The organism is Amycolatopsis sp. NPDC102389 (genome assembly GCF_044765885.1).
Taxonomy (GTDB): domain Bacteria; phylum Actinomycetota; class Actinomycetes; order Mycobacteriales; family Pseudonocardiaceae; genus Amycolatopsis.
In genome coordinates this window covers 20,667-47,132 of sequence record NZ_JBIWKX010000047.1, presented here as the reverse complement: position 1 = coordinate 47,132, position 26,466 = coordinate 20,667, and the positions used below count along the sequence as shown (strand labels likewise).

At 68.7% G+C, this 26,466-nt stretch carries 28 protein-coding genes; 8 read left to right on the top strand and 20 right to left on the bottom strand.

Annotated features, from left to right (window positions below):
• Positions 1-131 precede the first annotated feature (131 nt).
• The 4 genes from ACIRGA_RS30975 to ccrA form a co-directional block, all read right to left on the bottom strand.
• Entirely contained in the window at positions 132-1,283 is a 1,152-nt protein-coding gene (locus ACIRGA_RS30975; RefSeq protein ID WP_400947606.1) for an adenylate/guanylate cyclase domain-containing protein, read from the bottom strand.
• Entirely contained in the window at positions 1,283-1,732 is a 450-nt protein-coding gene (locus ACIRGA_RS30970) for a universal stress protein (protein WP_400947603.1), read from the bottom strand. The genes ACIRGA_RS30975 and ACIRGA_RS30970 overlap by 1 nt, the downstream gene beginning before the upstream one ends.
• A gap of 105 nt (positions 1,733-1,837) precedes the next feature.
• Positions 1,838-2,947 carry a chromosome segregation protein gene (locus ACIRGA_RS30965; RefSeq protein ID WP_400947639.1) on the bottom strand — a complete coding sequence of 370 codons (1,110 nt, stop codon included), beginning with the start codon at positions 2,945-2,947 and terminating at the stop codon, positions 1,838-1,840.
• 104 nt (positions 2,948-3,051) lie between these two features.
• Positions 3,052-4,401 carry a crotonyl-CoA carboxylase/reductase gene (ccrA, locus tag ACIRGA_RS30960; RefSeq protein ID WP_400947601.1) on the bottom strand — a complete coding sequence of 450 codons (1,350 nt, stop codon included), beginning with the start codon at positions 4,399-4,401 and terminating at the stop codon, positions 3,052-3,054.
• 205 nt (positions 4,402-4,606) lie between these two features.
• Between ccrA and ACIRGA_RS30955 the strand changes: the two genes are divergently transcribed.
• Together ACIRGA_RS30955 and ACIRGA_RS30950 are read left to right on the top strand one after the other, a co-directional pair.
• Complete coding sequence (locus tag ACIRGA_RS30955; RefSeq protein WP_400947598.1) at positions 4,607-4,975, top strand: SPW repeat protein; 369 nt, start codon at positions 4,607-4,609, stop codon at positions 4,973-4,975.
• A gap of 16 nt (positions 4,976-4,991) precedes the next feature.
• Complete coding sequence (locus tag ACIRGA_RS30950) at positions 4,992-5,555, top strand: TetR/AcrR family transcriptional regulator (RefSeq protein WP_400947590.1); 564 nt, start codon at positions 4,992-4,994, stop codon at positions 5,553-5,555.
• Here ACIRGA_RS30950 and mce read toward each other — a convergent pair.
• Positions 5,549-5,998, bottom strand: a complete 450-nt coding sequence (mce, locus tag ACIRGA_RS30945; protein ID WP_093937501.1) for a methylmalonyl-CoA epimerase — start codon at positions 5,996-5,998, stop codon at positions 5,549-5,551. The genes ACIRGA_RS30950 and mce overlap by 7 nt on opposite strands.
• Before the next feature lie 131 nt (positions 5,999-6,129).
• Here mce and ACIRGA_RS30940 point away from each other — a divergent pair, with 131 nt between their 5' ends.
• Both ACIRGA_RS30940 and meaB read left to right on the top strand, forming a co-directional pair.
• Positions 6,130-7,311, top strand: a complete 1,182-nt coding sequence (locus ACIRGA_RS30940; protein WP_400947587.1) for an acetyl-CoA C-acetyltransferase — start codon at positions 6,130-6,132, stop codon at positions 7,309-7,311.
• A 5-nt stretch (positions 7,312-7,316) separates the two neighbouring features.
• Positions 7,317-8,285 carry a methylmalonyl Co-A mutase-associated GTPase MeaB gene (gene meaB, locus ACIRGA_RS30935; RefSeq protein ID WP_400947585.1) on the top strand — a complete coding sequence of 323 codons (969 nt, stop codon included), beginning with the start codon at positions 7,317-7,319 and terminating at the stop codon, positions 8,283-8,285.
• Positions 8,286-8,330: 45 nt separating this feature from the next.
• On the opposite strand, the gene ACIRGA_RS30930 is transcribed toward meaB, so the two are convergent.
• Complete coding sequence (locus ACIRGA_RS30930; protein ID WP_400947582.1) at positions 8,331-8,675, bottom strand: beta/gamma crystallin domain-containing protein; 345 nt, start codon at positions 8,673-8,675, stop codon at positions 8,331-8,333.
• Between the two features lie 116 nt (positions 8,676-8,791).
• Positions 8,792-9,379, bottom strand: coding sequence for a hypothetical protein (locus tag ACIRGA_RS30925; protein ID WP_400947580.1), 588 nt, complete (start codon positions 9,377-9,379; stop codon positions 8,792-8,794).
• 146 nt (positions 9,380-9,525) lie between these two features.
• Here ACIRGA_RS30925 and ACIRGA_RS30920 point away from each other — a divergent pair, with 146 nt between their 5' ends.
• Entirely contained in the window at positions 9,526-10,206 is a 681-nt protein-coding gene (locus ACIRGA_RS30920) for a peptidylprolyl isomerase (protein WP_400947637.1), read from the top strand.
• Positions 10,207-10,364: 158 nt separating this feature from the next.
• Positions 10,365-12,014 (top strand): DUF262 domain-containing protein, encoded by a 1,650-nt coding sequence (locus ACIRGA_RS30915; RefSeq protein ID WP_400947578.1) that lies wholly within the window; start codon positions 10,365-10,367, stop codon positions 12,012-12,014.
• 97 nt (positions 12,015-12,111) lie between these two features.
• On the opposite strand, the gene ACIRGA_RS30910 is transcribed toward ACIRGA_RS30915, so the two are convergent.
• Positions 12,112-13,491 carry a PLP-dependent aminotransferase family protein gene (locus ACIRGA_RS30910; RefSeq protein WP_400947576.1) on the bottom strand — a complete coding sequence of 460 codons (1,380 nt, stop codon included), beginning with the start codon at positions 13,489-13,491 and terminating at the stop codon, positions 12,112-12,114.
• Positions 13,492-13,537: 46 nt separating this feature from the next.
• Here ACIRGA_RS30910 and ACIRGA_RS30905 point away from each other — a divergent pair, with 46 nt between their 5' ends.
• Entirely contained in the window at positions 13,538-14,002 is a 465-nt protein-coding gene (locus ACIRGA_RS30905; protein ID WP_016336647.1) for a carboxymuconolactone decarboxylase family protein, read from the top strand.
• Positions 13,999-14,742 carry an isocitrate lyase/phosphoenolpyruvate mutase family protein gene (locus ACIRGA_RS30900; protein WP_400947573.1) on the top strand — a complete coding sequence of 248 codons (744 nt, stop codon included), beginning with the start codon at positions 13,999-14,001 and terminating at the stop codon, positions 14,740-14,742. Before ACIRGA_RS30905 ends, ACIRGA_RS30900 begins: the two co-directional genes overlap by 4 nt.
• Before the next feature lie 58 nt (positions 14,743-14,800).
• Here the strand turns inward: ACIRGA_RS30900 and ACIRGA_RS30895 are convergent, their stop codons facing one another.
• The 12 genes from ACIRGA_RS30895 to ACIRGA_RS30840 form a co-directional block, all read right to left on the bottom strand.
• A complete protein-coding gene (locus tag ACIRGA_RS30895) occupies positions 14,801-16,429 on the bottom strand; it encodes a cation acetate symporter (RefSeq protein WP_400947571.1) in 1,629 nt (542 codons plus the stop codon).
• Complete coding sequence (locus ACIRGA_RS30890; RefSeq protein WP_007031706.1) at positions 16,426-16,767, bottom strand: DUF485 domain-containing protein; 342 nt, start codon at positions 16,765-16,767, stop codon at positions 16,426-16,428. Before ACIRGA_RS30890 ends, ACIRGA_RS30895 begins: the two co-directional genes overlap by 4 nt.
• 67 nt (positions 16,768-16,834) lie before the next feature.
• Positions 16,835-18,568 carry a cation acetate symporter gene (locus tag ACIRGA_RS30885; protein ID WP_400947568.1) on the bottom strand — a complete coding sequence of 578 codons (1,734 nt, stop codon included), beginning with the start codon at positions 18,566-18,568 and terminating at the stop codon, positions 16,835-16,837.
• On the bottom strand, positions 18,568-18,915 hold the full coding sequence (locus tag ACIRGA_RS30880) for a hypothetical protein (RefSeq protein ID WP_400947565.1): 348 nt from the start codon (positions 18,913-18,915) through the stop codon (positions 18,568-18,570). Before ACIRGA_RS30880 ends, ACIRGA_RS30885 begins: the two co-directional genes overlap by 1 nt.
• On the bottom strand, positions 18,912-19,682 hold the full coding sequence (locus tag ACIRGA_RS30875; protein ID WP_007031703.1) for a LytTR family DNA-binding domain-containing protein: 771 nt from the start codon (positions 19,680-19,682) through the stop codon (positions 18,912-18,914). The genes ACIRGA_RS30880 and ACIRGA_RS30875 overlap by 4 nt, the downstream gene beginning before the upstream one ends.
• On the bottom strand, positions 19,679-20,725 hold the full coding sequence (locus ACIRGA_RS30870) for a sensor histidine kinase (RefSeq protein ID WP_400947562.1): 1,047 nt from the start codon (positions 20,723-20,725) through the stop codon (positions 19,679-19,681). Before ACIRGA_RS30870 ends, ACIRGA_RS30875 begins: the two co-directional genes overlap by 4 nt.
• A 58-nt stretch (positions 20,726-20,783) precedes the next feature.
• Positions 20,784-21,068, bottom strand: coding sequence for a hypothetical protein (locus ACIRGA_RS30865; RefSeq protein WP_400947560.1), 285 nt, complete (start codon positions 21,066-21,068; stop codon positions 20,784-20,786).
• Between the two features lie 298 nt (positions 21,069-21,366).
• Entirely contained in the window at positions 21,367-22,356 is a 990-nt protein-coding gene (locus tag ACIRGA_RS30860) for an ABC transporter substrate-binding protein (protein WP_400947558.1), read from the bottom strand.
• 32 nt (positions 22,357-22,388) lie between these two features.
• The gene (locus tag ACIRGA_RS30855) at positions 22,389-23,450 is read right to left on the bottom strand and encodes an ABC transporter permease (RefSeq protein ID WP_400947555.1); all 1,062 of its coding nucleotides are present in this window, start codon (positions 23,448-23,450) and stop codon (positions 22,389-22,391) included.
• A complete protein-coding gene (locus ACIRGA_RS30850; protein WP_400947553.1) occupies positions 23,447-24,211 on the bottom strand; it encodes an ATP-binding cassette domain-containing protein in 765 nt (254 codons plus the stop codon). Before ACIRGA_RS30850 ends, ACIRGA_RS30855 begins: the two co-directional genes overlap by 4 nt.
• Complete coding sequence (locus tag ACIRGA_RS30845; RefSeq protein WP_400947550.1) at positions 24,208-25,263, bottom strand: class I mannose-6-phosphate isomerase; 1,056 nt, start codon at positions 25,261-25,263, stop codon at positions 24,208-24,210. The genes ACIRGA_RS30850 and ACIRGA_RS30845 overlap by 4 nt, the downstream gene beginning before the upstream one ends.
• Complete coding sequence (locus ACIRGA_RS30840) at positions 25,260-26,246, bottom strand: LacI family DNA-binding transcriptional regulator (protein WP_400947634.1); 987 nt, start codon at positions 26,244-26,246, stop codon at positions 25,260-25,262. The genes ACIRGA_RS30845 and ACIRGA_RS30840 overlap by 4 nt, the downstream gene beginning before the upstream one ends.
• Between the last annotated feature and the right edge of the window lie 220 nt (positions 26,247-26,466).

Sequence of the window (26,466 nt, the reverse complement as noted above, 5' to 3'; positions counted from 1 at the left end):
GGGGGCGCCCGCCGCGCCCCCCCCCGCGGGGGGGGGTGGGGGGGGGGGGGGTTTTTTTTCACACCCCCCCCCCCCCCCCCCCCCCACCAGCCGGGCGGTAGCAAAGGTCCCTTGCTCTCCCCAGCGGGAGGTCAGCGACGCCGACGCTTCGACCGGGGCCGCGGCCGGGGCGGCAACGAGTCCGCGGTGGCGTCTTCGACTTCCTCCGGAGCGGGCGCGAGAGGAGGAGCGGCGTCGCCCAGCCCCAGCATCTCCGCCGCGAGCTGCTGCGAAGACGCGAACATGCCCGAAGGCCGGTCCCGCGCCCGGCGCAGGGACGAAGGCCGCAGCCGGTTGTACCCCCGCACCGACACCGGCCGCCGTGAGCGGACCTCGAACTGCGGGAATTCCGCGAGCTCGGCGGCGAGTTCCTTGTCCACCAGGATGGTGCCGGGCCGTGCGGTCGAGGTGAGGCGGGCGGCGAGGTTCACGACCGAGCCGTAGACGTCGCCGAACCGGCTGAGAATCCGCCCCGAGGCCAGGCCGGCGCGCACGGCGGGAAGGGTCTCGTCGGCGTCGGCGCGTTCGGACAGGGCGAGGGCGATCTCGGCGCCGTCGACGGCGGAATCGGCGACGAACAGGACCTCGTCACCGATCATCTTCACGATCCGTCCGTGATGGTCGGCGATCACCTCGGTGGCGACGGATTCGAACCGGTCGAGGATGTCGGTCAGCTCTTCTTCGTCGACCTGCCTGGTCAGGCGGGTGTAGCCGACCATGTCGACGAAGCCGACCACTTCGGTCCTCGCTTCGAGGTCTTCCTCCGGCATGGCCAGCGCCCGGCCCGCGTAGGCCGCGAGGTGGCGGCGCCAGACGAACTCCTGCACCTTCTCCAGCTCGGGCAGCAGCCGTTCGACGAGCCGGCCGATCTGGCGTTCGCTGCTGCCGATCTCCTTGTTCTCGGTGATCATCGTCCACAACATGTGGACCTGCCATTCCGCGAGCCGCGAAAGGTGCTGGCCCAGGGCGCGCGTGACGGCCAGCTCGATGCTGGGGTCGATCAGCCCCGAGTTCATCAGCTGGTCCGCCGTGCGGATCGCTTCGATGTCGGCGTCGGTGAAGACGACCTCGTCGTCATCGACGGTCGCGAAGCCCAGCGCACGCCAAAGCCGCCGAGAACGTTCCTCGGGAACGCCTGCCTTCTCGGCGACTTCGAGCCGGGTGTACTTGCGTTTTCCGCCGAGCAGGATCCGTTCGAGGCGCTGTTGCAGCGCGTCGGGCGAGATCTCGCCGGGTTCGGGCATCAGGTGGTGTGGACGATGAGCACGTCCACCCCGGACTTCCGCGCGACTTCGGACGGCACGGAGCCGAGGATGCGGCCCGCGAGCGTGTTCAGCCCGCGGTTGCCGACCACCAGCAGGTCCGCGGAGCGGTCGGCGACGACCTTGCGCAGCGCGTCGACCGGGTCGCCGACGACCGCGGCGGTCTCGATGTTCTTCGCGCCGGCCTTCGCGGCCCGGTCACGGGCGGACAGGAGGGTGTCCTCGGCCGGTGCCGAACCCACCACCTGGTACGCCTCGTCACCGAGGACGTCCTGTGCCTTCTCCACGTCGCCCTTGGTGGCGGGGTAGTAGGCGCACACGACGACCAGGGTCGCTCCGGAGTCCCCGGCGACGCCCGCCGCCCGGTCGACCGCGGCGAACGAGGAATCCGATCCGTCCGTGCCCACGACCACGGTCCGATATGCAGCCATCCGCAACCTCCACCGATCTGACAGCCCGCACCTGCGTGCGAGCAGCGACGATAACCGCTCGTCGGCGGCCTCGCAGGCCGCCGTGAGCACGGTCGGGTGAAAAGGTTACTCGCCAGTCGGTTTCTGCGCTGCCGCAGGTCGCGGTGAAGGCTTCGCGCCGGATGTGGCCTTCGGCACATCGGCCGTCCGGAGCTGCACGGTGGCTTCCGCGTCGGGCGAGGGCTTCGCCTTCAGCTCGGCCGGGATATGCGGCTCGTCGCCGAGCACGTGCGTCGCCTCGGCGAGCGCGGTCCGCGCGGAACGTACCTGCTCGGCCAGGCTGGAGCGCACCTTGCGGAGCGCTTCGACCCGTTCGGTGGCCTGTGTGATCCGCCGGTTGGACTCTTCGGTGGCCTGCCGGACGCGGCGGCGTGCCTCGTCGGCCGCCTCGGCGAGCCGGGCGTTGGCCTCGGTGATCGAGTCCTGCTTGCGCTTGTTGGCGTCGGCGACGGACTCGCGCTGACGGCGCTCGATGTCGGCCTTCGCCGCCGTCTCCTCTTCGAGCACCTTCGCGCGGATGGCGGCCGCGTCCTCGGTGGCTTCGCGGACGCGGCGGGCGGCCTCGGCCTTGCTCGCGGCCTCCTGCTCGGCCAGCGCGTGCATGGCCTCGGTGCGCCGCGACGCCATCGCGATCTCGAAGTCCTCTTCGACCTGCGTGCGGCGCTGCTGCGCTTCGGCGTCGAGCTTGTCGCGCTCGGCCTTCGCCTTGTCGGTGACGTCCTTCGCCTCGGCGCGTGCCTTCTCCAGCACGCCGCGGTGCTCGGCCTCCATCTCCTTGCGACGGAGATCGAGCTCGTTGAGCAGCTGCTCGTAGCGGGCCCGCATGGCGCTCGCGTCGGTCTCCGCCTTGGCGCGGATGTGCCCGGCCTCGGCTTCCGCGCGCGCCTTCGTGTCGGCGGCCTCGTCCTGCGCGAGCCGCAACATGCGCTGCAGCCGCTCGGAAAGGCCTTCGACGCTCGTCGGCGGCTGGGCGAGCCTGTCGACCTGTCCGCGCAGGTCCGCGATCTCGCCGCGCGCGATCTCCAGCTGCCGTGCCAGGTCGCCCGCCTGTCCGATGGCGGCATCGCGATCGGCGGTGAGCATCTTCAGATCGGCGTCCAGCCGTTCGAGATGTTCGTCGACCTGCGCACGGCTGTAACCGCGCTTCGCCACGTCGAAGCCGGCTCCCAGCGGCACTAGCTCCCGTTCCTCGCCAAGGCTCATCCTTCTACCGTAGTCGAGCTGGAGTCACGGAAGGGTGAGCACCCACGCAACGCGCGGCGAAAGCACGTTCTGGCGCGCTAAACGTTCCGGAACGCATTGATCCCGTCGATGTGCTTTTCGCGCAGCTCGTGGTTCCGGACACCCAGACCTTCTTCCGGCGCAAGGGCGAGCACGCCGACCTTGCCCTGATGCGCGTTGCGGTGGACGTCCAGCGCGGCCTGTCCGGTGTCCTCGAGCGAATAGGTCTTCGACAGCGTCGGGTGGATCAGACCTTTCGCGATCAGCCGGTTCGCTTCCCAAGATTCGCGGTAGTTGGCGAAGTGGCTGCCGATGATCCGCTTGAGGTTCATCCACAGGTAGCGGTTGTCGAACTGGTGCATGTAGCCCGAAGTCGACGCGCACGTGACGATCGTGCCGCCCTTGCGCGCGGCGTAGACCGAAGCGCCGAAGGTCTCGCGGCCCGGGTGCTCGAAGACGATGTCCGGGTCCTCGCCGCCGGTCAGCTCGCGGATCTTCTTGCCGAACCGCTGCCACTCCTTCGGGTCCTGGTTGTTCTCGTCCTTCCAGAACTTGTAGCCCTCACCAGTGGCGCTGCTGCGGTCGATGATCAGCTCGGCGCCCAGCTTCCGGCAGATCTCCGCCTTTTCGGGGCTGGAGACCACGCACACGGGGATCGCGCCGCCGTTGAGCGCGTACTGCGTCGCGTAGGAGCCGAGGCCGCCCGAAGCACCCCAGATCAGCACGACGTCGCCCTGCTTCATGTCGGCGCCGTTGCGCGAGACCAGCTGGCGGTACGCCGTGGAGTTCACCAGGCCGGGGGAGGCGGCCTCCTCCCAGGTGAGGTGACCCGGCTTCGGCATCAGCTGATTCGCCTTCACGAGCGCGATCTCGGCGAGCCCGCCGAAGTTCGTCTCGAAGCCCCAGATCCGCTGCTCGGTGTCGAGCATCGTGTCGTTGTGCCCGTCCGGGCCTTCGAGTTCCACGTTGAGGCAGTGCGCGACGACCTCGTCGCCCGGCTTCCAGTTGTGCACGCCGGGGCCGGTGCGCAGCACGACGCCGGACAGGTCCGAGCCGACGACGTGATAGGGCAGGTCGTGGCGCTTCGACAGCGGCGAAAGCCGCCCGTAGCGCTCAAGGAACTTGAACGTCGAGACCGGCTCGAAGATCGAGGTCCAGACGGTGTTGTAGTTGATCGCGCTCGCCATGACCGCGACCAGCGCCTCACCGGGGCCGAGTTCCGGTGTCGGGACCTCGTCGACGTGCAGCGACTTGCGCGGGTCCTTGTCCCGGCTTTCGAGGCCTTCGAACATGCCGGCCTCGTCCTTGTGCACGGTCACGCCGCGATAGGTCTCCGGCACGTCGAGCGACGCCACGGCGCCGAGGTCATCGTTGAGAATGGCCTGCTGGATCTCGCCGAGCTGCGACATCGAAACCTCCGCGAATGGGATGGACGGCGTGTGGCGCCTTAAATTACTCACGGGTAACCAAGACCACAACTGTACGAGACGTGGAGCACGTACACATTTCGAAGCGTTATCGCCCGGTCTTGACCGGCCGGCCAACCAAGCGGACGATGGGCGGTGGAGATCTCTCCGACCTGCAGGTTCAGCCGATATTCGGAGGTGAGCACGCATGAACGAACCCACGACGCGCCCTTGGACCCGTCCCCATGACTGGGCGGAGGTGGTCATCGGTGTCGTGGTCGCTCTTTCACCCCTCTGGATGACCACGGACAACACCGCCATGTGGTCGCTCGTCATCCTCGGCGCACTGATCGCCCTCGACGGTCTCGCGTCGCTTGCGATGCCTGGCATGGTCTACGGCGAAGGCATCCAGATCGTTTTGGGTGCGCTGCTGTTCATTTCGCCCTGGGTGATGGGATACGCCGACTTCATGGGCGCGTCCTGGACCGCCTGGATCGGCGGCGTCCTGACCGTGGTGGCCGGGGCGGCGGCGATGCCGATCGCCCAGGCGACGCACCGGACGGCGGGGCAGCACTGACCCAGGAGGGAACGGCGTGAAAGAGGATTCGGCGAAACAGCGCATCCTGCGAGCCGCGGAGGCGCTTTTCGCCGAGTCCGGTTTCGACGCCACGCCCACTTCGCGGATCGCGGAGCAGGCGGGCGTGCCGAAAGGCCTCGTGCACTACTACTTCCGGCGTAAGTCGGATCTGCTGGCCGCGCTGGTCGCCGAACTGCCCGACGCCCGGATCGAACCGGCCGTCGTGGTGGTCCCCGGCGACCTCGCGGGCAGCCTGCGCGGCCTCGTCGTGGAGCTCGACAGGCGGTTCAACCGGTCTTTGGCGCTCTCGCATCTGCTGTGGCGCGAGGCCGATACGCACCGCGCGGTCCGCGACGCGCTGGCCGAACGTTTCCAGCAGCTCGTCCGGCAGGTGAAAGCGGTGATCGTCGCCGCGACCGGTGGCAAGGTCGCGGTCGCCGACGTCGATTCGGCGTCGGGACTGCTCGCGCGGGCGGTCAGCCACCGGCACGCGACAGCACGGCACACCGAGGACGGGGACCCCGCCGAGATCGACCGCGAGGTCCTCTTCATCGCCACCGCGTTGACCCGGGGTCAGTGACCGTCCTTCGCGGGCTCGACCAGTTCCACCAGCACGCCGCCGGCGTCCTTGGGGTGGACGAAGTTCACCCGGCTGTTGGACGTGCCGCGCTTCGCCTCGTCGTAGAGCAGCCGTAGTCCCTGCGCGCGCAGTGCCGCGGCCGCGGCGTCCACATCGGACACTCGGTACGCCAGCTGCTGCAGCCCGGGCCCGCTCTTCGCGAGGAACTTGCCGATCGCGGAATCGTCGCGCAGCGGCGCGAGGAGCTGGATCGCGGTCTCGGTCCCGGCGGTGCCCGGCGCGCGCAGCATCGCCTCGCGGACACCCTGCTCCTCGTTGACCTCCTCGTGCGCGACCTCCAGGCCGAAATGCTCGGCGTGGAAGGCGATCGCGGCGTCGAGGTCGGGTACCGCGATGCCGACGTGGTCGATGGCCGTCACGAACGGTTTCAGCGCCTGGTTCATGCAGAGCAGGATAGGTGCGCGGGCGGGCGGACCGGCGTGCGCCGCCTCACACTGGCTCCATCAAGAGGCCCGCGACCCGGGTATGGTCGCGAAGACCCCCTTTGCCCTTGCGCCGATGCTTGGAGGACGCCGTGTCCGGTTCCGTGATCCTGGGTGCCGCCCGTACACCGATCGGGCGATTGCTCGGTTCCCTGAAGGATTTCTCGGGCGCACAACTCGGCGGATTCGCCATCAAGGCGGCGCTGGAGCAGGCCGGTGTCTCCCCGGACGCGGTCCAGTACACGATCATGGGCCAGGTGCTCACCGCCGGCGCGGGCCAGATCCCGGCCCGTCAGGCCGCGGTCGCCGGCGGTATCCCGATGAGCGTCCCGGCGCTGACCATCAACAAGGTCTGCCTTTCCGGTCTCGACGCCATCGCGCTGGCCGACCAGCTCATCCGCGCGGGTGAGTTCGACCTGATCGTGGCGGGCGGCCAGGAGTCGATGACCCAGTCGCCGCATCTGCTGCCGAAGTCCCGCGCCGGGTTCAAGTACGGCGACACCACGCTCGTCGACCACATGGCCTACGACGGTCTGTTCTGCGCCTTCGACCAGGTCGCGATGGGCGCCTCGACGGAGAAGTACAACAGCCGCTACGGCATCACCCGTGAGCAGCAGGACGAGTTCTCCGCGCGGTCGCACCAGCGTGCCGCCGCCGCCATCGCCGAAGGCCGCTTCGACGCCGAGATCGCGCCGGTGTCGATCCCGCAGCGCAAGGGCGACCCGGTCGTCTTCTCCCAGGACGAGGGCGTCCGCGCCGACACCACCGCCGAAGGCCTCGCGAAGCTGCGTCCGGCCTTCGCCTCCGACGGCACCATCACCGCCGGCTCGGCTTCGCAGATCTCCGACGGCGCGGCCGCGGTCATCGTCGCGAGCAAGGCCAAGGCCGAGGAGCTGGGCCTGACCCCGCTCGCCGAGATCGGCGCGCACGGCGTGGTCGCCGGTCCGGACGCCAGCCTGCACGAGCAGCCGTCGAACGCGATCCTGGCCGCGCTGGCCAAGGAGAAGCTGACCGCGGACGCGCTCGACCTGATCGAGATCAACGAGGCGTTCGCCGCCGTGGGGCTGGTCTCGGCCGACAAGCTCGGCGTCAGCGCGGACAAGGTGAACGTCGACGGCGGTGCCATCGCGCTCGGTCACCCGATCGGCGCGTCCGGCGCGCGGCTCGCCGTGCACCTGATCCACGAACTCCGCCGTCGCGGCGGCGGCCTCGGCGCGGCCGCCCTCTGCGGTGGTGGCGGCCAGGGCGACGCGCTGCTGCTGCGCGTTCCGTAAAGCCCTTGCCGGTACAGCTGGACATCGACGAACTGGTCGGTCGCGCGCGGGACGGCGTCCCCCGCGCGATCGCCCGGTTGCTGTCGCTGGTCGAGGACGCCCATCCGCGGTTGCCCGAGGTCGCGGCGAAGCTGGTGCCGCATACCGGCAACGCGCGGGTCATCGGCCTGACGGGACCGCCCGGTGTCGGCAAGTCGACATCGACTTCGGCGCTGCTCACGGCGCTGCGGGCGAAGGGCCTGCGCGTCGGCGTGCTGGCGATCGACCCGTCGTCGCCGTTCTCCGGCGGAGCGCTGCTCGGCGACCGGATCCGGATGACCGAACACGCCACCGATCCCGGCGTGTTCATCCGTTCGATGGCCACGCGTGGCCATCTGGGCGGGCTGTCGTGGGCGACCCCGCAAGCCGTCCGGGTGCTCGACGCGGCCGGGTTCGACGTCGTGCTGATCGAGACCGTCGGCGTCGGTCAGTCCGAAGTGGACGTCGTGAAACTGGCCGACACCACGGTGGTCCTGCTCGCGCCGGGGATGGGCGACGGGATCCAGGCGGCCAAGGCGGGCGTGCTGGAGATCGCGGACGTGTTCGTGGTCAACAAGGCCGACCGCGAGGGCGCGGACGCGACCGTGCACGATCTCAAGCAGATGATCTCCTTGGTACGCCGGGAGATCCGCGGTCCGAGCTGGCGCCAGCCGATCGTGCGAACGGTGGCTTCTCGTGGCGAAGGCGTCGAGGACGTCGTGCGCGCGCTCGACGAACACCACGAGTGGCTCGTCCAGCGCGACGAACTGCCCCGCCGTCGTGCGGCACGGGCCAGGGACGAGGTCGAGGCGATCGCCGTGCAGCGGCTGCGCGCGGAACTCGTCGACCTGCGTTCCGGAGACCGGCTCACCGAAGTGGCCGAACGCGTCGTCGCGCGGAAACTGGATCCGTTCGCGGCGGCCGAAGAACTGATCGCGGACCTTCGCGGCTCGTGAGTGGTAAGTGTCGTTCTAACGACACTTACCACTCACGAGGTCCGTTCAGAGGATTTCGATGACGCGGACCTTCGGCGGCCGGTTCGGGAAACTGATATCGGTCCACCGGTTGATTCTCACGTCGGCGCCATTGCTGTCGTAGTACATCAGGTCGTTGTTGCCGGTGTAGATCCGGTCGATCCACCAGCCCCCGAAGCCGATCCTTCCGCGATTGGCGTAGCAGTCGACGCTGCTGCTCCCGCCGAGATGTGACCAGATCTTCAGGAAGTTCTCCCCGTCGAGGCAGGGGATGTGGTCGATGGCGAACGACGTACCGGTCGGGACGAGCAGGCTGAACGTGGCGGCAGCGGCGGCCGCCACGGTCAGGACGCGTTTCTTGATCGAGATCACGGAATTCTCCTTTAGCCGTGGAAAAGGAGTACGTGCTTCGAGCATCTCGATCACCGGCGGGGATTGTCAATTTCCGCGAACGTCAGGACAGCGGATCCTGGTCTAACGGGCAGCCCTCAGAATTCGACGTACATCTTGATGTCGCCGAAGTCGCTGTCGAGATTGTCCAAATGGGCGATCGCGTCCTCTTTCCAGACTTCGAGCTGGTTGGTCTCGCCGTAGGTGAGCGGTTCGCCGTCGGCCACCTTGTGGGCGTACTTCGTGATCGTGAGGGTCTGCCCCCGGCAGAACTCCACCCGCTCCAGGAACCTGTCCGCCATGTCGGGATCGAAGACGCGGCCCATCCGGACGTAGCCGTTGTTGATGTGCTCCTCGCAGTAGAAGTGCGCCGCCGCCGAGGCGACCCATTCGGTCAGCGACGGTTCGCGAGGTGGCCACTTCTCCCGGACGTGCGACTTGATCTCCCTGGCGAGGCGGATGACCCGGCGCCGTTCGAGGTCGGTCAGCCCGTCCTCCTTGCGGAAGTCGAGGATCATGTCGTCGACGACCTTGGCGAGCCGGAGCATGCGCGGTTTGTCGAGTTCGGCCGGTTTCTCCGGCGGCAACCCCGCCATGACCCGCTCGTGCACGAGGACGTACTGCGTGTACGCGTACAGGAAGGTCAGGGCGTTCAGCTGCCATTGGTGTCGTTCGGCGATCTCCACGGCTTCGACCCTAACCGCGGACCTACTTCCGGACCTGTGTGAGCGCCGGGGATTCACCCTATGCTCTGCTCTTCGTCCACGGCTGGGAGGCAGGAACCGTGCAGAGGATCGCGAAGGTCTTTGTGGCAGTGCTGGGAGCCGGGCTGATGCTCGCGGCCGGCACTGGAACGGCGTCGGCGGAAGGCGCGCCGCCGAAGGTCACGAAGGGGCCGTGCCAGTACACGCAGACGCCGGACGACCCGGCCGTGCGCCCGGTCCCGCTGCCGCCGGACCCGCGTCGCACGCCGGACCGGGGCAAGATCCCGGTACAGCTGAAGACGAACCAGGGCAAGATCGACCTGACCCTCGATCGGGCGAAGGCGCCGTGCACGGTGCAGAGCTTTCTGCACCTGGCGAAGCACCGGTTCTACGACCGCACGACGTGTCACCGGCTGACCGCCTACCCGACGTTGAAGGTGCTGCAGTGCGGTGACCCGAGCGGCACCGGCGAGGGCGGCCCCGGCTACAAGTACAAGGACGAGCTGCCCGTCGGCCTGCCGCCCGCGCCGACCGACCCGACCGGCGAGCGCAAGGTGTATTCGCGCGGCGTCCTCGCGATGGCCAACGCGGGCCCGGCGACGAACGGGAGCCAGTTCTTCGTGGTGTACGGCGATTCCGCGCTGCGCCCGAACTACACGATCTTCGGCACAGTCGGCCACGAAGGTCTCGAAACCCTCGACGACGTCGCCGCCGGCGGCATCCAGCCGACCCCGGAGAACCCCGCTCCGGTCGACGGTGCGCCCGTCCTGAAGACCGACATCCTGCGGGCGCGCCCCTGGTTCTGCTGACCCCCTCATGCGTTTCGTCCTCTGGATGCGGTAGTTGGTAGCACGTACTACCGCATTCAGAGGACGAAAGGCGGGGGTCACACCGCGTCGCGGAGTAACGGGATCCGGCACTCGTACGACTCGTAGGGAGCCCGCACGTCCCGGAGTGGATTGGTCGTATGAAGAAGCTCGAAGCGCACGAAGTCCCACTGTCGAAAGTGTTCGCGAGTGACTACGAGTTCACCATCCCCGACTACCAGCGGCCGTACACCTGGGGCAGCGAGCAAGCGACCCAGTTGTTTCACGACCTGTACGACGCGGTCGATCGCAACCCGGACGAGCCGTATTTCCTCGGGTCGGTCGTTCTGGTCAAGGATGCGGGCGAGCCGAGAGCCGAGGTGATCGACGGTCAGCAGCGGCTGACCACTCTGACGATCCTCTTGTCGGTACTTCGTGAGCTGAGCGACGACAACAAGGACTACCTGGACAAGCTGATCTGGGAGCCCGGCGACCCCATTCAAGACCTGGCGTCACGCCCCCGGCTCAAGCTTCGCCGTCGCGATGAAGAGTTCTTCCGCAAGCATGTGCAGGACCGTGGCGGCATGGCCGTTCTGGAGAACGGTGCGGCACCGGCAAACGACGCGCAGGAACGTATCGCGGAGAACGTCAACGCGCTGCGCGCGCTCCTGGAACAGAAAAGCCCGGAGGAGCGCTTCGCGCTCGCGAAAACCATCGTTCAGCGAACTTTCCTGGTGATCGTGAGCACGCCCGACCTGGCCAGCGCCTACCGGATATTTTCGGTGATGAACTCGCGTGGCGTAGAGCTTTCACCTGCTGACATCTTCAAGTCCAGGGTCGTCGGCGCACTGCCCGAAGAGCTGAAGGAGAAGTACGCGGGCAAGTGGGAAGATCTGGAGGTCGATCTAGGCCGGGACGCGTTTGCGGACCTTTTTTCCCACATTCGGATGGTCTACATGAAAGTGCGGGCGAGGAGGGAACTGCTTCAGGAATTCGACAGCAGTGTGCTCAGCGGGTTTTTGCCCGACTGTCCAGCGGCGTTCGTCGACGATGTGCTGGAACCCTACGGGCAGGCCTATCGAGACCTCCTCGCCGCCGACTACCAGCCGGTGGACGACCCGACGGGAATCAATCGCTGGTTGCGACGTCTGCACCGGCTTGACGACTTCGACTGGCAGCCACCCGCGCTGTGGGCGTTCACTAACCACCGTTTCGATTCTGAATGGCTGGAAGAGTTTCTTCGCAAGCTCGACCGTCTTGGAGCGTCTATGCTCCTTCGGCGCTTCAACACACACCAACGTGGTCAGCGCATCGGACAGCTTCTTCGCGAACTCGACGAGGGCCTGGGGCTTGACGCCCCGGCGCTTGAGCTGACGTCAGACGAATGTGCCGAGGTGATCGACCGGCTGGGCGGTGAGATCTACAGCCAGTGGATCGTCCGGAAGTACGTGCTGATCCGGCTCGACGAGCTGCTGTCGGATCCGGAGGCGCTCCGGTATGAGCCCAAGATGATCACCGTCGAACATGTTCTCCCGCAGAACCCTCAGCGCGGCTCTGACTGGACTCGGCTGTTCAATCCGATGGAGCGGGCGTACTGGACCCACCGGCTGGCGAACCTGGTGCTGTTGAGCCGAACCAAGAACGCCCAGGCAAAGAACTATGACTTCGTCACCAAGAAGACGAAGTACTTCACCGCCAAGTCGGTTTCGAACTTCCCCCTCACCACTCAGGTACTGGCAACCGAACGCTGGACACCCGGGGTTTTGGAGCAGCGCCAGCAGAACCTGATCGATATTCTCAGTGAGTTCTGAGACCTGGTGCGCTAGGCCCTTCCGCCGCGTTTCGTCCTCTAAATGCGGTGGTTGGTAGCACGTACTACCGCATTCAGAGGACGAAACGCGGGGGTTGCTAGGTCACTTCGAAGATGGCCTCGCGCAAGGCTTGGGTGGCGCCGCCGAAAGCGTGCTTCGCGGCGGCGCCGTACCCGATGATGAGCCCTTCGCGCTGCGGCTCGCCGATCCAGTGACCGCTGAGCCCTTCGAGCCCGATCGCACGACGGCGGCAGGCGGCCAGCACCTCCATCTCCCTCGGTACCTCGCCGGGGAACTGGAGCACCAGATGCAGCCCCGCCGAGATCCCTTGCGGCAGCACGGAATCCGGTAAGGCCGCGAGCAGCCTGTCCCGCCGGGAGCGGTACTCGACGCGGCAGCGGCGGATGTGCCGATCGTAGGCGCCGGATTCGATCAGTTCGGCCATCGTCAGCTGGTCGAGCAGCGCGGGCCGGGCCCCGCTCGCGGCCATCTCCGCGCGCACCGGTTCGACCAGGAACCGTGGCAGCACCATCCACCCCAGCCGTAGCGACGGCGCGAGTGTCTTGCTCGTCGTGCCCACGTACACGACCCGTTCCGGTGCCAGCGCCTGCAATGCGCCGACCTGCTGGTGGTCGAACCGGAACTCGCCGTCGTAGTCGTCCTCGATGACGACGGCGCTGGTCTCCTCCGCCCACCGGGTGAGTTCCGCGCGCCGCCGAGGGGCGAGGGTGACGCCCAGCGGGTACTGGTGCGCCGGGGTGACCACGACCGCCGGACTGTCCAAAGCGGACACCGTGATCCCGTGGTCGTCGACCGGGACACCGACGACGCGGGGGCCGTTGGCGGCGACGATGTCCCGGTAGATGTGCAGTGACGGGTTCTCGAAGGCGATCTCGGCCGCGCCGCGCGCGTGCAGGACCCGCGCCAGGATCGCGATCGCGTGCGAGAACCCGGAACACACGAGGATGCGGGCGGGGTCGGCGATCACGCCGCGGCTGCGGGCCAGATACGCGGCCAGCGTTTCCCGCAGTTCCGGCGCGCCGGATTCGGCCGTGTAGTCGAACGCCGTCATCGGCGCCTTGTGCAGTGCCCGGCGGGTGGCCGCGAGCCAGGCGGAGCGGGGGAACGCGGACAGGTTCGGCCTGCCGGGGCGCAGGTCCCAGCGCGGCGCCGGATCGCGGGGGACGGGCCTCGGCGGTGACGCGGGCAGCGCGCCGGCCGTCGCGACGCGGGTCGGCGCGCCCTGCGCGGTCCGCAGGTAGCCCTCGGCGGCGAGATCGGCGTAGACGCGGGTGACCGTTCCCCTGGCGACGCCGAGGTCTCGCGCCAGCGCCCTGGTCGAGGGCACCGCGGCGCCCGCTTGCCAGCGCCCTTCCCGGATGGCCGCGCGGATCGCCGTCGCTAGCCCGGCCCGGCCGCTCTCGGGACGCCAGTCCAGATGGACGTCCATTCCCGAACTGGACCACGATTCCGCCATGTGACTGGACCATACTCGTGGGCCAGTCGCCGCTAGATTCGCAGTCATGACCGAGCGAATCCACGTGGGCAAGCGAGTGCCCGAGATCTACCAGGCCATGGCGAAACTGCAGGCCGAAGTCGAGAAGGCCGCCGCCAACGCCGGGGTCGACCAGAAGATCCTCGAGCTGGTGAAGATGCGGTCGTCGCAGATCAACCACTGCGCGTTCTGCCTCGACATGCACTCCCACGACGCGTTGCAGATGGGCGAGTCGCCGCGGCGGCTGTTCGTGCTGCAGGGCTGGCGCGAGACCGAACTGTTCACCGAGCAGGAGCGCGCCGCGCTCGCGCTCACCGAGGCGATCACGAACGTCGCGACCCTGCACGACGTCCCGGACGACGTCTACGAAGAGGCCACGCGCGTCTTCACCGAGGAGCAGTACCGCGCCATCGTCTGGGAGGCCATCGCGATCAACAGCTGGAACCGGATGTGCGTGACCAGCCACGCGCCTCTGCCCGAGCGCGCCGAATGACGGCGGCGCGGCTGCGGGAGTTGCACGTCGCGGGCGAGCCGCTCCTGCTGCCGAACGCGTGGGACGCCGACAGCGCGCGTCTTGTGGAGGCCGCCGGGTTCCCGGTCGTGGCGACGAGTTCCTTCGCCGTGGCCAAGGTTCTCGGTTACGAGGACGGGGAGGACGCGCCCGTCGACGAGATGTTCGCGGCGGCCGCGAGGATCGCGCGGGCGGTGGCGGTCCCGGTGACCGTCGACGCGGAAGGCGGGTACGGGCTCGAAGCGGGCGAACTCGCGGCGAGGCTGGCCGAGGCGGGTGCCGTCGGCTGCAACTACGAGGACACCGATCACGCCTCGGGCGGCGTTCTTCCGTTGGAAGCGCAGGCGGAGAAGGTCGCGCGGTTGCGCGAGGCCGCCGGGGACGCGCTGGTGATCAACGCCCGCGTCGACGTCTTTCTCGGCGCGTCCGACGAACGAGCCGTATTGGACGACGCGATCTTGCGGGCCAAGGCGTATCTGGAGGCCGGGGCGGACTGCGTCTACCCGATCCTGGTGAAGTCGCCGGACGTGCTCGGCGAGTTCGTGCGGGCGGTCGCGCCGGGGGCGGTCAACGTCTCCCCGATGCCCGCGGGCCCCGATCTCTCCGCGCTCGCCGAACTGGGGGTGGCGCGGATCTCTCTGGGCACCGGGCTGTGGAAGTCGGTTCACGCTGATCTCCGCGCGAAGCTGGCTGAACTGACGGCGGGAAAGCTGCCTTACTGAGTGGGAACCGGGACGGTGCGGCCGGGGGCGTTCGGTGCCGGCCGCACCGTCCCGGCGACTAGTGGGCGACGGCTTTTTCGGCGCCCGCCCCGGTCAGGGACCGGACCTCCATCTCGGCGTACTTCTTCTGGTTGTGCTCCTTGGACAGCACGGTGCCGAGCCAGCCGAGGAAGAACGCCACGGGGATCGAGATGATGCCGGGGTTGTCCAGCGGGAACCAGTGGAAGTCGACGCCCTGGATCATCGAGGCGCTCTTGCCCGTCTTCGCGTCCACGGGCTTACCCGACACCGCCGGCGAGAACACGATCAGCACGATGCAGACCGCGAGACCGCCATAAATGCTCCACAGCGCGCCCTGGGTGTTGAACCGCTTCCAGAACAGCGAGTAGAGGATCGTCGGCAGGTTCGCCGACGCGGCCACCGCGAACGCGAGCGCCACCAGGAACGCGATGTTCTGTCCGTTGGCGAGGATGCCGCCGAGGATCGCGACCGCACCGATCACCAGCGCGGTGATCCGGGCGACCTTCACCTCCGAAGCCGGTGTCGCCTTGCCCTTCTTGATCACGTTGGCGTAGACGTCGTGCGCGAACGACGCCGACGCGGTGATCGTCAGCCCCGCGACCACGGCGAGGATCGTCGCGAACGCGATCGCCGCGATCAGGCCGAGCAGGATCGGCCCACCGAGTTCCAGCGCCAGCAACGGGGCCGCCGAGTTCACGCCACCGGGCGCGGCCTTGATCTTGTCCGCGCCGACCAGCGCGCCGGCACCGTAGCCGAGCACCAGCGTGAACAGGTAGAAGACGCCGATCAGGCCGATCGCCCACACCACGGAACGACGGGCTTCCTTCGCGGTCGGCACCGTGTAGAAGCGCATCAAGACGTGCGGCAGGCCCGCGGTACCGAGCACCAGCGCGATGCCCAGCGACAGGAAGTCGAGCTTCGTCGTGCCGGTCTTGCCGTACTGGTTGCCCGGTCCGAGCAGCGCCTCGCCGGCCTTGCCCGCCTTGTCCACGGCGCCCTGCAGCAGCGAGGAAAGGTTGAAGCCGTACATGCCGAGCACCCACAGCGTCATCGCCAGCGCGCCGACGATGAGCAGCGCCGCCTTGATGATCTGGACCCAGGTGGTGCCCTTCATCCCGCCGATCAGCACGTAGGCGATCATGATGATGCCGACGATCACGATGATCACGGCCTGCCCGGCCTTGCTCTCGATCCCGAGCAGCAACGCGACGAGGCCACCGGCGCCCGCCATCTGCGCCAGCAGGTAGAAGAACGAGACGGCCAGGGTGGACGTCGCGGCCGCGGCCCGCACCGGGCGCTGCTTCATCCGGAACGCCAGGACGTCGCCCATCGTGAACTTACCGGTGTTGCGCAGCAGTTCCGCGACCAGCAGCAACGCGACTAGCCATGCCACCAGGAAGCCGATGGAGTACAGGAAACCGTCGTAGCCGTACACGGCGATCGCGCCCGCGATCCCGAGGAACGACGCGGCGGACAGGTAGTCGCCCGCGATGGCCACGCCGTTCTGCGGACCGGTGAACGCGCGGCCCGCGGCGTAGTAGTCCGACGCCGTCTTCGTGTTGCGGCTCGCCCGGAACACGACGAACAGCGTGACCACCACGAAGAGGCCGAAGATGGTGATGTTGAGTGCGGGGCTGCTGCCCTCGACTCCGGCGGCGAGGGTCATTTGGTCTCACTCTCGATGTCCGTGCGGATCTTCTCCGCGATGGGGTCGAGTTTCTTGTTCGCGTAGCGGACGTAGAGCCCGGTGATCACGAAGGTCGAAACGAACTGCAGCAGACCGAAGACCAGGCCGACGGTGATGTTGCCGACCAGCTTCGTGCTCATAAAGCCGTGCGCGTAGTCGGCGAGCAGCACGTAGAGCAGGTACCAGAGAAGGAAAAGCGCCGAGACGGGGAACACGAACCGGCGCAGCCGAGCCCGCAGCTCCTTGAACTCCGCGCTGTCATGGGCCTTGTCCCAGTCCGTTTCCGGCGGACTGGGAGCGTTCGTTTCGGTACTCATCGTGCTCTCCTCGCACCGCGAATGTGTTCCGCGACACGTTAAGGAGAGGTCAAGGAGACCGGAACCTTCAGCGGTTCAAACGTCTGCCGAGACGACGAACGGTCGACGAACGGTGGTCCGACCACGACGAAGGGGTCTCGGCTGTCCGATCGTCCAAATGCAGCCGCAGCATGGCTGCCGTGGACCAGGCGGGAGGCCTGCCCCGCCAGGAAACCACGATCATTACGCCGAATGCCAGCGGAACCGACCAAGGCGCGGGCTGCGACACCAGGATCGCGGGCAGACCGCTCAGGCTCGGGACGAACAAGGCCACCAGGATCGAGCCCGAAGACGCGACGAGCCCGACGAGGACACCGCTGATCGCACCCGCCGCGGTCAGCCGGTTCCACCAGATGCCGAGCACCAGCAACGGGCAGAACGTCGACGCGGCCACGGTGAAACCCCAGGTGACGAGGACACCCGCGTCCAATCTGGCCGACGGCAACGCGAGCAGGACCATCACCGCCGCCGCCCCGAGCACCGACCACCGCAGCCGCCGCAGGCCGCCGGGCGCCAGGTCGTGCGCGACAGCGCCGGAGATGACCAGCAGCAGCCCGAGCGACGTCGCAAGGAACGCGGCGAACGCGCCCGCCGTCAGCAGCCCGGTGAACAACGAGCCCGCCCAGCCGTCGTCGATCTGTGCGGGCAACGCGACGACGACCGTGTCCGTCGCGCCGGAGACGTACAGCTCGGGCACCAGCACGCGGCCGAAGACGCCGTAAACCCCTGGGAACAGGTAGAAAACGCCGAGCAGGGCGACGGTGATCGCCGCCGTCCGGCGGGCGGCGCGGCCGTCCGGGCTGGTGTGGAAGCGCATCAGGACATGCGGCAGGCCCATCGTGCCGAGCATGGTGGCGATCAGGATCGCCCAGGTGCCGAGCAGGGGATAGCCCTGGTCGCCGAGGTCGAGCAGCGGTCGTTGCCAGTCCGGCCCGCCCAGCGGGGCACCGCCCCGGACGGCGGGAACCGGGGCGCCCTCGGCGAATTCCAGCGTCTCCCCGCTCCTGGCCACCAGTTCGCCCGGCGGCACGACATGCTTCTCCGGGGTGAGCAGGGTGGTCGGCTCGCGCAGGGTCAGCGTCACGTCGATCTCGAAGGACAGCCGGGTGTCGCGCGCGAAGTGGGTGAACTCCACGGGATGTACCGCGGCCGACCGTTCCTCCGGGGAGACCTGCGAGACCAGCCAGATCGCGGGAACGATGAACAGCAGCAGTTTCAGCACGAACTGGAAGGCCTGGACGTAGGTCGCCGCGCGCATCCCGCCGAGCGCCAGTGTCGCGCTGACGGCGGTGCCCGCGATGACGACGCCGACCCAGTACGGCGTGCCGCCGACGGCGGTCAGCACGAGTCCCGCGGTCCGGAATTGCGGGACCAGGTAAAGGGTTCCGATCACGAGGACGACGACGGCGGCGAGGCGGCGCAGGGCGGGGGAGGCGAGCCGCGCTTCGGCGAAGTCCGGGACGGTGAGCGCGCCCGAGCGCCGCATCGGCGCGGCGACGAGCACCAGCATCGCGATGTACCCGGCGGTGAACCCGACCGGATACCAGAGCGCGCCTATGCCGTCCTTCACCACCAGCCCGGCCACGCCGAGGAACGACGCGGCGGACAGATATTCGCCGGAGACCGCGGCGGAGTTGACCAGCGGCGAGATCCGGCGCGAAGCGACGAGGAAGTCCGACGTCGTGCGCATGGCCGCGACCCCGCGCAACCCGATCAGCAGGGTGACCAGCACGACGGGAGCCACCGCGAAAGCGGCCACCATCACTCGTCCTCGATCTTTTCCGCCCGGCGCAGTTGCCACCACGACAGCAGCGCCATGGCCGGGTACGGGAGGATCGCGATCATCAGCCAGGACAGCGGGATCCCGGCCAGCCGCACCGAATCGAGCCCGGGGAACAGCCCGAACACCAGCGGGAGCCCGAAGACCAGCCCGAACATCCCGGCCAGCGCGGGGAGCCCGCGACGGCGCTGGGCCCGGTACAGCAGGTCCGCGCGTTCGGCGTCGCTCGCCGCCAGCCGGGGGACCCGCCAGCGTCCGCGTGACCGGCGCCGCGAATGCGCGAGCCGGGTCTGCGGGCTGGTGACGGCGACCCGTTTGACGCGGCTCACGGGCGGCTTCCCCGGCCCAGTTCGCCGCGTTGCGCGGCGGCGAGCAACCGGTCGCGCAGGTCGCGCGCGTGGCGGCGGCTCACCGGCACGTCACCGGCTTCCGTATGCGCCAGCAGCCCGCCGGTGGTGTCGCTGCGCAGTTCGAGCACCGCGTCCACGGCGAGCAGGAAACCCCGGTGCACGCGGGTGAATCCCGTTCCCTCCCAATACTCTTCGAGCCGGGAGATGGGCATCCGCGTGACATGCACGCCGGATTTCGTGTGCAGCCGGACGTAGTCGCCGTGCGCCTCGACGAACTGGACGTCGTCGCGCCGGACGTATCGGGTGCGCCCGCCGGATTCCACTGGCAGCGCGGACATCGCGTCCGGCGCGGGTTTCGGCTCGTCGGCCTGATTGCCCGCCATCCGGACCACTTTGGACAGTGCGGCGGACAGCCGTTCCGCGCGGACCGGTTTGAGCAGGTAGTCGACCGCGCCGATACCGTACGCGGCCACGGCGTGCCCGTCGTGCGCGGTGACGAACACGATCACCGGCGGTTCGTTGAGCCGTGCCAGCAGGGAGGCCAGTTCGAGACCGTCAAGGCCGGGCATCGAGATGTCGAGGAACACCGCGTCGAAATGACTGCCCTGCAACAGTTTGAGCGCGTTGACCGCGTCGCCGGCGGCGACCACCTCGGCGACTTCCGGAGCCTCGCGCAGCAGGCTGCACAGCTCGTCGAGGGCGGGCGGGACGTCGTCGACCGCCAGCACCCGAAGCCCGTTCGTCACGGCAGCACCCCCGGCTGGAAACGGGGCACGCGTACCACGACCCTGGTGCCCGCGCCGGTCTCGGTCTCGACCGTCAGGCCGTACCAGGGCCCGTAGACGCTGCGCAGCCTTCTGTCCACATTGGCCAGTCCGACGCCGCCGTCGTCGCCACGCCCGGCCAGGATCGCCGCCGCGCGTGCGGGGTCCATGCCGACACCGTCGTCCTCGACGCTGATCACGCAGTCGTTCCCTTCCGCCATTCCCTGAACCTGGATGAACCCCGCCTCGGCGCGTGGCTCGATCCCGTGCCGGATCGCGTTCTCCACCAACGGTTCCAGCACGAGGTACGGCACCGCGACGGCCAGCACCTCCGGCGCGACGCGCACCTGTACCCGCAGCCGTTCGCCGAGCACGGCGCGCTGCAACGCCAGATACGTCTCGATGGCGCGGAACTCCTCGGCGACCATCGTGTACTCGCCGTGCCGGGCGAGGCTGTAGCGCGTGTACTCGGCGAAGTCGAGCATCAGGTCGCGGGCGCGATCCGGGTCGGAGCGGACCAGCGAGGAGATCACGGTGAGCGCGTTGTAGACGAAATGCGGCGAGATCTCGGCCCGCAGCGCCCGCAGCTCGGCCTCCGCGGCCTGCTCGGCGGAGGCCTCCAGCCTGCCCCGTTCGAGTGCGTGGACGACGAGCTCGACGGCCTGGCGGGCGACGGCGTTCGTCCCGTCCGAGACCAGGAGGACACCGGCCAGCTCGTCGTGGACGTGCAGCGGCAGCGCCAGCAGCCCGGGCTCGGACACCGGCGTCTCGGAGTGGAGGACCTCGTCGAGCGCGGAGGCGACGACGTCGTCCGCCGCCGGGCGGCCGGACCAGACGAGCGAGCCGGACAGGTCACCGAGACCGAGGCCGGAGACGCCGAACAGCCGGCGGAGGCCGTGCGCCGCGTGGCGGGCGCGGGGCCCGGCGAGGCCGTCCATGAGATCGTCGGAGACGCGCTGGGCGGCGGCGAGCACCGGCACCGGATCCGCGCTCACGGCGGGACGCCAGGGCAGACGGGTGGTCATCCGGCCTCCTCCGCGACGTCGGGGCCTAGATCCTAACGTCGGTGCGTGGTTTCGCCGGTTACGCTCCGGGCATGGTCCCCGGTGATGCGGTGATGCTGCGCTTGGACGTCGTGATGCGGCGGTTCGCGTGGGCAGGGTTCGTGGTGTTCGGCGGGGGCGGCCTGGTGGCCGTCGTGCTGACGTTGTTCTCCGGCTCGGTTTCCGGGGTGGTGTTCAGCCTGCTCAGCGTGGCCTTCGCGGGGCTGATCCTGCTCGCTCTCCGGAAGTCGGCGGGCACGTTGACGATCTCGGCCGCGGGGTTCTCGGTCCCCGGCGTTCTCGACGTCCGGTGGAGCGAGGTCACGCGGCTGCGCGTGTACCGGGAGAAGCGGCGGGTGGGGCGGTGGATGCACTGGTGGCACTACCGGCTCGAGTGGACCGGCTCGGGGCCCGAGGTCCTGCTTGAGGACGGTGAGTACGCCTACGCGCTGGGCCACCTGGGCGGCGGCGCTGCGCTGTACGGCGCGTTGGAGAGGTTCGCTCCGGCTGGGGTGGGGGGGGGGGGGGGGGGGGGGGTTGGGGGGGGGGGGGGCCACCCAAACCCCCCCCCCCCCCCCCCCCCCCCCCCACCCGGCCCACCACGGACCGCGGCTTGCCTGCTGTCAGCAGCTCTGCTTGTAGAAGTACTGCGCGTTCGCGTCCATGTTCGCCTTGGTGATCGAGTGCAGCGAAGCGGTCAGGTTGCGCGTCACCGGCTTGCCCTCCAGCGCCGCGATGGCCTGCTGCACGCCCTGCTGCCCGATGGCGGCCGGGTCCTGCGCGATGAGGCCCTGGTACTCGCCCTTCTTCAGCCCCTCGATCTCCGACGGCGAAGCGTCGAAGCCGATCAGGTTGACCGCGCCGATCTTGCCCGCGTTCCGCAGGCCGGTCGCGGCGCCCTCACCGGTGTTGAGGTTGGTCGCGAAGATGCCGACCAGGTCCGGGGTGGACGCCAGCGCGGCGGTCACCTTGGACGCGGCCTGGTCGGGCTCGTTCTGGGTGAACTGCACGCCGGCCGACTTCAGGTTCGGGTAGTTCTTCAGCTCGTCCTCGAAGCCCTTCGCGCGGGTGTTCGTGGTCGAGGTACCCGCGATGGTGTCGAGCACCAGCACCGAACCGGTCTTGCCCGCGGCCAGCTCCGCCATCGTCTTCGCGGCGAGCTTGCCGCCCTCGGCGTTGTCCGACGAGATGGACGACTCGGCCACGCTGGTGTCCTTCAGCGCGGTGTCGACCTCGATGACCTTCGCGCCGCGCGTCTTGACCTGCTGGATCGGCGCGAGCATCGCCTGCGCGTCGGTCGGCGCGATCAGCAGCGCGGCGGGCGGGTTGGAGCCCAGCGCGTTGACCAGCTGAGTCTGCATGGCCGCGTCGAACTTCTGCGGCGCCTGCGTGGTGAGCTCGTAGCCCGCCTTCTTGGCCTCGGCCTCGGCGCCGCACTGCATCGAGATGTAGAACGGCTCGGCCTGCACGCCCGGGATCAGCGACAGCTTCTTGTTGTTGGTCTTGGCGGCGGAGTCGCCCGACGACGATCCGCCGACGGTGCCGCCGCCGCAGGCGGTCAGCAGGAGGGCCGCGGAGACGGCGGCACCGGCGACGAGCAGGGTCTTCTTCATGGGGAATAGCACCTCTTTGTGCGTAGGGAGAACTAACGAGAGTTGCGGCGACGACGGCGCCGCTGGTCGAACCAGACCGCGGCGATCAGCACCGCGCCGACCGCGATCATCTGCCAGAAGTCCTGGACCTGCGTGATGTTGAAGCCCTTCTTGAGCACGGCCGGGATGAACACGCCGATCACCGTGCCCAGCACCGAACCGACACCGCCGAAGAGGCTCGTGCCGCCCATCACCGTGGCGGCGATGGCGTTGAGGTTGTCGGTGGTGTGCGCCGAAATCGTCGTCGACGCGTAGTACGCCAGCGAAAGGAAACCGGCGACACCGGCGAGGAAACCGGTGAGCGTGTACACCTTCAGTAGATGCGCGGTCACCCCGATGCCCGCCCGGCGCGCGCCCTCGGCGTTGGAGCCGACGGCGTAGGTGTAGCGGCCGAATTTGGTGGTGTGCAACAGCCAGGCGCCGATCAGCGTGATCACCACGGCCACCAGCACCAGGTTCGGCACGCCGCCGAACGACGTCCCGTAGCCGAGCGTCTTGTTGAGCTCGGTGGGCACGCTGCGCACGTCGGACCCGTTGTTCAGCAGGTACGCGGCGCCGAGCGCGGCACCCATCGTGCCGAGCGTGACGATCAGCGGCGGGATGTTCGCCACCGCGATCAGGAAACCGTTGATCAGGCCCCAAATCGTGCCCGCGACGACGGCTGCCACGAGCCCGGCGGTGATGACGCCCCAACCGGCCTTGGTCGCGTCACCGTCCGGGCTCAGCGCCTCCATCGTCTTGCCCGCCACCATGCCCGCGAAGATCAGCACGGAACCGACCGAGAGATCGATACCGGAGGTGATGATCACGAACGTCATGCCGACCGAGAGCACCAGCAGCACCGAGGTCTCGATCAGCAGCGTCTGGAAGGTGAACACCGTCGCGAACTCGGCGGGCGCGATCGCGGTGAACACGATGATCAGCGCCAGCAGCACCAGCGCGATCCAGAACGTGTTGGCCCCGATCAGCCGCTGCCCGATGGACCGCTTGCCGAAGCCACCGTCCACAGAGGTCTGGATCTCGGGGCCGTTCTTCGTCGGAGTGGACACGGTCACGCCGCCTCCTCTTGTACGAGGGCGCCCGTCATCGCGGCGACCAGGTCTTCCAGTTTCGTGTCGGCGCCGGTGAACCGGGCGACGCGTTTGCCGAGCCGCAGCACCTCGATGCGATCGGCCACCGAAAGCACCTCGGGCATGTTGTGGCTGATCAGCACGACGGCGATGCCCTTGTCCCGCACCTTCTTGATCACGTCGAGCACGCGCTCGCGCTGCACGACGCCGAGCGCGGCCGTCGGCTCGTCCATGAACACGACCTTCGACGCCCACACGACCGACCGCGCGACGGCGACGCTTTGCCGCTGCCCGCCCGAAAGCGAGCCGATCGGGACGTCGGTGCTCTGCAGGGTCACGCCGAGCCGCTGGAACTCCTCCACGGCCTGGCGTTTCATCTCCTTCTTGTCCAGCATCCCGAGCTTGCCGAGGATCCCCTTGCGGTGGATCTCCCTGCCCAGGAACAGATTCGCGGCCGGGTCGAGCTCCGGCGCGACCGCGAGATCCTGGTACACCGTCTCGATCCCCATCCGCCTCGCCGTGGTGGGGGATTCGAGCACCACCTCGGATCCGTCGAGCAGGATCTTGCCCGACGTCGGCTGCTCCGCGCCGGACAGGCATTTGACCAAAGTGGACTTTCCGGCGCCGTTGTCGCCGATCAGCGCGGTGACCTCACCGGCGCGTGCCTGGAAGGACGCGCCGCGCAGGGCTTCCACCGAGCCGTAGCGTTTGACCAGGTTCTGTGCGTCGAGCAGGAGTTCGCTCACGATCGCTCCCTCTTCTCGGGTGCGGGCGGACGGCAGCGGATGACGGTGACGTCACCATCCACAGAGGACTGACCGGCGTCGTGCGGGACCACGTACGTCTCGCCCTTGCGCAGCGCGTACTCGCCGCCGTGTTCGGTGCGGAGCGTGCCCGAACCGTCCATGACCACCAGTACCGCGAACGACGGATCGAGTGACAACGTTGTCGACGTACCGGAAACAGCGGGACGGAGCCGGTCGGCGCGGAAGAACGCGTCGCTGCCGTCGGCGAGGAGGTCCACAGTGGACGCTTCGTCGCCGGCGGTGCGCTTGACGATCGAGCCGAGCCGTTCTTCGTCCCAGCCCGAGGTGTCCAGGGTTTCGATGGCGGTCTCGAAGCCGATCCCGAGATGCGCCTTCTCCGGGTTCGCCAGGAAGTCGCGCCATTCCAGGGTCAGCGAGAAGTCGGTCGGCTGCTGGAGTTCGACGACGAACACGCCTTCGCCGATCGCGTGCGGCAGGCCCGCCGGGATGTAGACCGTGTCGCCGGGGGTGACCGCGACGCTGTTCAGCGCCTCGAGCATGGCGGGCGCGTCCTGGGTGCGGGCCCATTCGTTGACCGTCGCTTTGTCGACGGTCTCCTTGAAGCCGGGGTAGACGCGCGGGTCGTCGCCGTAGGTGCCGACCACGATCCACGCCTCGGTCTTGCCGAAGTGCGAGTCGAAGTGCCGCTTCGCGAACGAATCCGACGGGTGGAAGTGCACGGGCAGGCGCTGACCCGCGTCGAGCAGCTTCACCAGCAGGCCGGTCGAATCACCGAGCGCCTCGACGTGTTTCGCGCCGAGCCAGGCGGACGGGTTCTCGCGGACGGCGTCGCGCAGCCAGACCCCGCTGGGCAGCTTGGTCAGGCCGTTCGTCTCCTGGCCGAACATCGTGGTGGCCGAGCCGACCCAGTCTTCGGGGCCGAATTTCGACTCCGAGGGGGCGCCCCGCAACGCGGCGATGGCGTCGCCGCCGCGGTAGAACTGCGGCGGCTGGTTCGCCGGCAGGCGGATCGGTTCGAGGTGGCCGCTCATGACGGGGCGACCTCCCCGGAACCGCGGGCTACGAGATGCACGGGCAGGACTACCTTTCTCGGTGCGGATTGATCTCCCTGGACGCGGGCGAACAGCAGTTCCGCGGCCGCCCGGCCCAACGCGCTCACGTCGTGCGCGATCACGGAGACCGGCGGATCCAGCAGATCCGCCAGTTCGAAGTCGTCGAAGCTGATCATCGCGGGCCGGCGTTCGGCGTGGGCCAGCGCGCGCAGCAGGTGCACGGCCACCCGGTTGTTGCCCGCGACCACGGCGGTGGCCGGGTTCGGCCCGGTGAGCAGCCGTTTCACGGCGTCGCCGACGCTCTCGGCGGTCGGCGTCCGCATCACGACGAGGTGCTCGTCGTACGGGATCCCGTTGCGGACACAGCCTTCGCGGAAACCGCGCAGGCGTTCGCCCGCGGTGAAGATGTCGGGGCTGTCGGCGAGGAACGCGATCCGGCGGTGGCCGTGCTTCGCGAGGTGGGCGACCGCTTCGACGGTGCCGCCGATGTTGTCGACCAGCACCGTGTCGGCCATGATGTCGCCCGCCGGGCGGTCGAGGAACACCACGGGGGTGCCGGCGCGCATCTCGGGGACCAGGTAGCCGTGCTGCATCCCGGCGGGGACGACGAGGATGCCGTCCACCCGGCGCGAGCAGAACTCCAGGACGAGTTCGCGCTCGCGGTCGGAGTTCTCCTCCGACGAACCGGTCAGCACCTGGCGGCCGAACGAGGTCGCGATGCGTTCCACGGCCCGGTTGAGCTCGGAGTAGAAGGGGTTTCCGACGTCTTCGACGATCAGGCCGATCGTCCCGGTCGTCGAGCCGCGCCGGAGGTTCCGCGCGCCGAGGTTGCGCCGGAAGCCGAGCTGCTCGATCGCCGCCATGACGCGCTCCGCGGTGTCCGGATGGACGGCGGGCTCGTCGTTCACTACCCGCGAGACGGTCTTGATGCTCACGCCCGCGAGCCGGGCCACGTCGCTCATCGTGGCCCGTCGGCTGGTGGTGCGGTGGCCGTTGTCCGGTCCGCTGGAAGACAACGTTGTCATAGTGGCGGGAATTGAACGCCAGCGACGCGGTGATGTCAATGCCCGATTCGTCCCAGGGGCGTTTTCCGAGTTCGAACCGTTACGACCCCCGGGGGCACTGTCCTGAATCGGACAGGGTTCGGCGGACCTCTTGACCAGGTGGTCCGTTCTTGTCGAA

What these genes read in the sequence shown, in the direction of transcription:
- ACIRGA_RS30975 (WP_400947606.1), bottom strand. Translation starts at nt 1,283, where the DNA reads ATGCCCGAACCCGGCGAGATCTCGCCCGACGCGCTGCAACAGCGCCTC.
- ACIRGA_RS30970 (WP_400947603.1), bottom strand. Translation starts at nt 1,732, where the DNA reads ATGGCTGCATATCGGACCGTGGTCGTGGGCACGGACGGATCGGATTCC.
- ccrA (WP_400947601.1), bottom strand. Translation starts at nt 4,401, where the DNA reads ATGTCGCAGCTCGGCGAGATCCAGCAGGCCATTCTCAACGATGACCTC.
- ACIRGA_RS30955 (WP_400947598.1), top strand. Translation starts at nt 4,607, where the DNA reads ATGAACGAACCCACGACGCGCCCTTGGACCCGTCCCCATGACTGGGCG.
- mce (WP_093937501.1), bottom strand. Translation starts at nt 5,998, where the DNA reads ATGAACCAGGCGCTGAAACCGTTCGTGACGGCCATCGACCACGTCGGC.
- ACIRGA_RS30920 (WP_400947637.1), top strand. Translation starts at nt 9,526, where the DNA reads ATGCTCGCGGCCGGCACTGGAACGGCGTCGGCGGAAGGCGCGCCGCCG.
- ACIRGA_RS30915 (WP_400947578.1), top strand. Translation starts at nt 10,365, where the DNA reads ATGAAGAAGCTCGAAGCGCACGAAGTCCCACTGTCGAAAGTGTTCGCG.
- ACIRGA_RS30910 (WP_400947576.1), bottom strand. Translation starts at nt 13,491, where the DNA reads ATGGCGGAATCGTGGTCCAGTTCGGGAATGGACGTCCATCTGGACTGG.
- ACIRGA_RS30905 (WP_016336647.1), top strand. Translation starts at nt 13,538, where the DNA reads ATGACCGAGCGAATCCACGTGGGCAAGCGAGTGCCCGAGATCTACCAG.
- ACIRGA_RS30900 (WP_400947573.1), top strand. Translation starts at nt 13,999, where the DNA reads ATGACGGCGGCGCGGCTGCGGGAGTTGCACGTCGCGGGCGAGCCGCTC.
- ACIRGA_RS30895 (WP_400947571.1), bottom strand. Translation starts at nt 16,429, where the DNA reads ATGACCCTCGCCGCCGGAGTCGAGGGCAGCAGCCCCGCACTCAACATC.
- ACIRGA_RS30890 (WP_007031706.1), bottom strand. Translation starts at nt 16,767, where the DNA reads ATGAGTACCGAAACGAACGCTCCCAGTCCGCCGGAAACGGACTGGGAC.
- ACIRGA_RS30885 (WP_400947568.1), bottom strand. Translation starts at nt 18,568, where the DNA reads ATGGTGGCCGCTTTCGCGGTGGCTCCCGTCGTGCTGGTCACCCTGCTG.
- ACIRGA_RS30870 (WP_400947562.1), bottom strand. Translation starts at nt 20,725, where the DNA reads ATGACCACCCGTCTGCCCTGGCGTCCCGCCGTGAGCGCGGATCCGGTG.
- ACIRGA_RS30860 (WP_400947558.1), bottom strand. Translation starts at nt 22,356, where the DNA reads ATGAAGAAGACCCTGCTCGTCGCCGGTGCCGCCGTCTCCGCGGCCCTC.
- ACIRGA_RS30845 (WP_400947550.1), bottom strand. Translation starts at nt 25,263, where the DNA reads ATGAGCGGCCACCTCGAACCGATCCGCCTGCCGGCGAACCAGCCGCCG.
- ACIRGA_RS30840 (WP_400947634.1), bottom strand. Translation starts at nt 26,246, where the DNA reads ATGAGCGACGTGGCCCGGCTCGCGGGCGTGAGCATCAAGACCGTCTCG.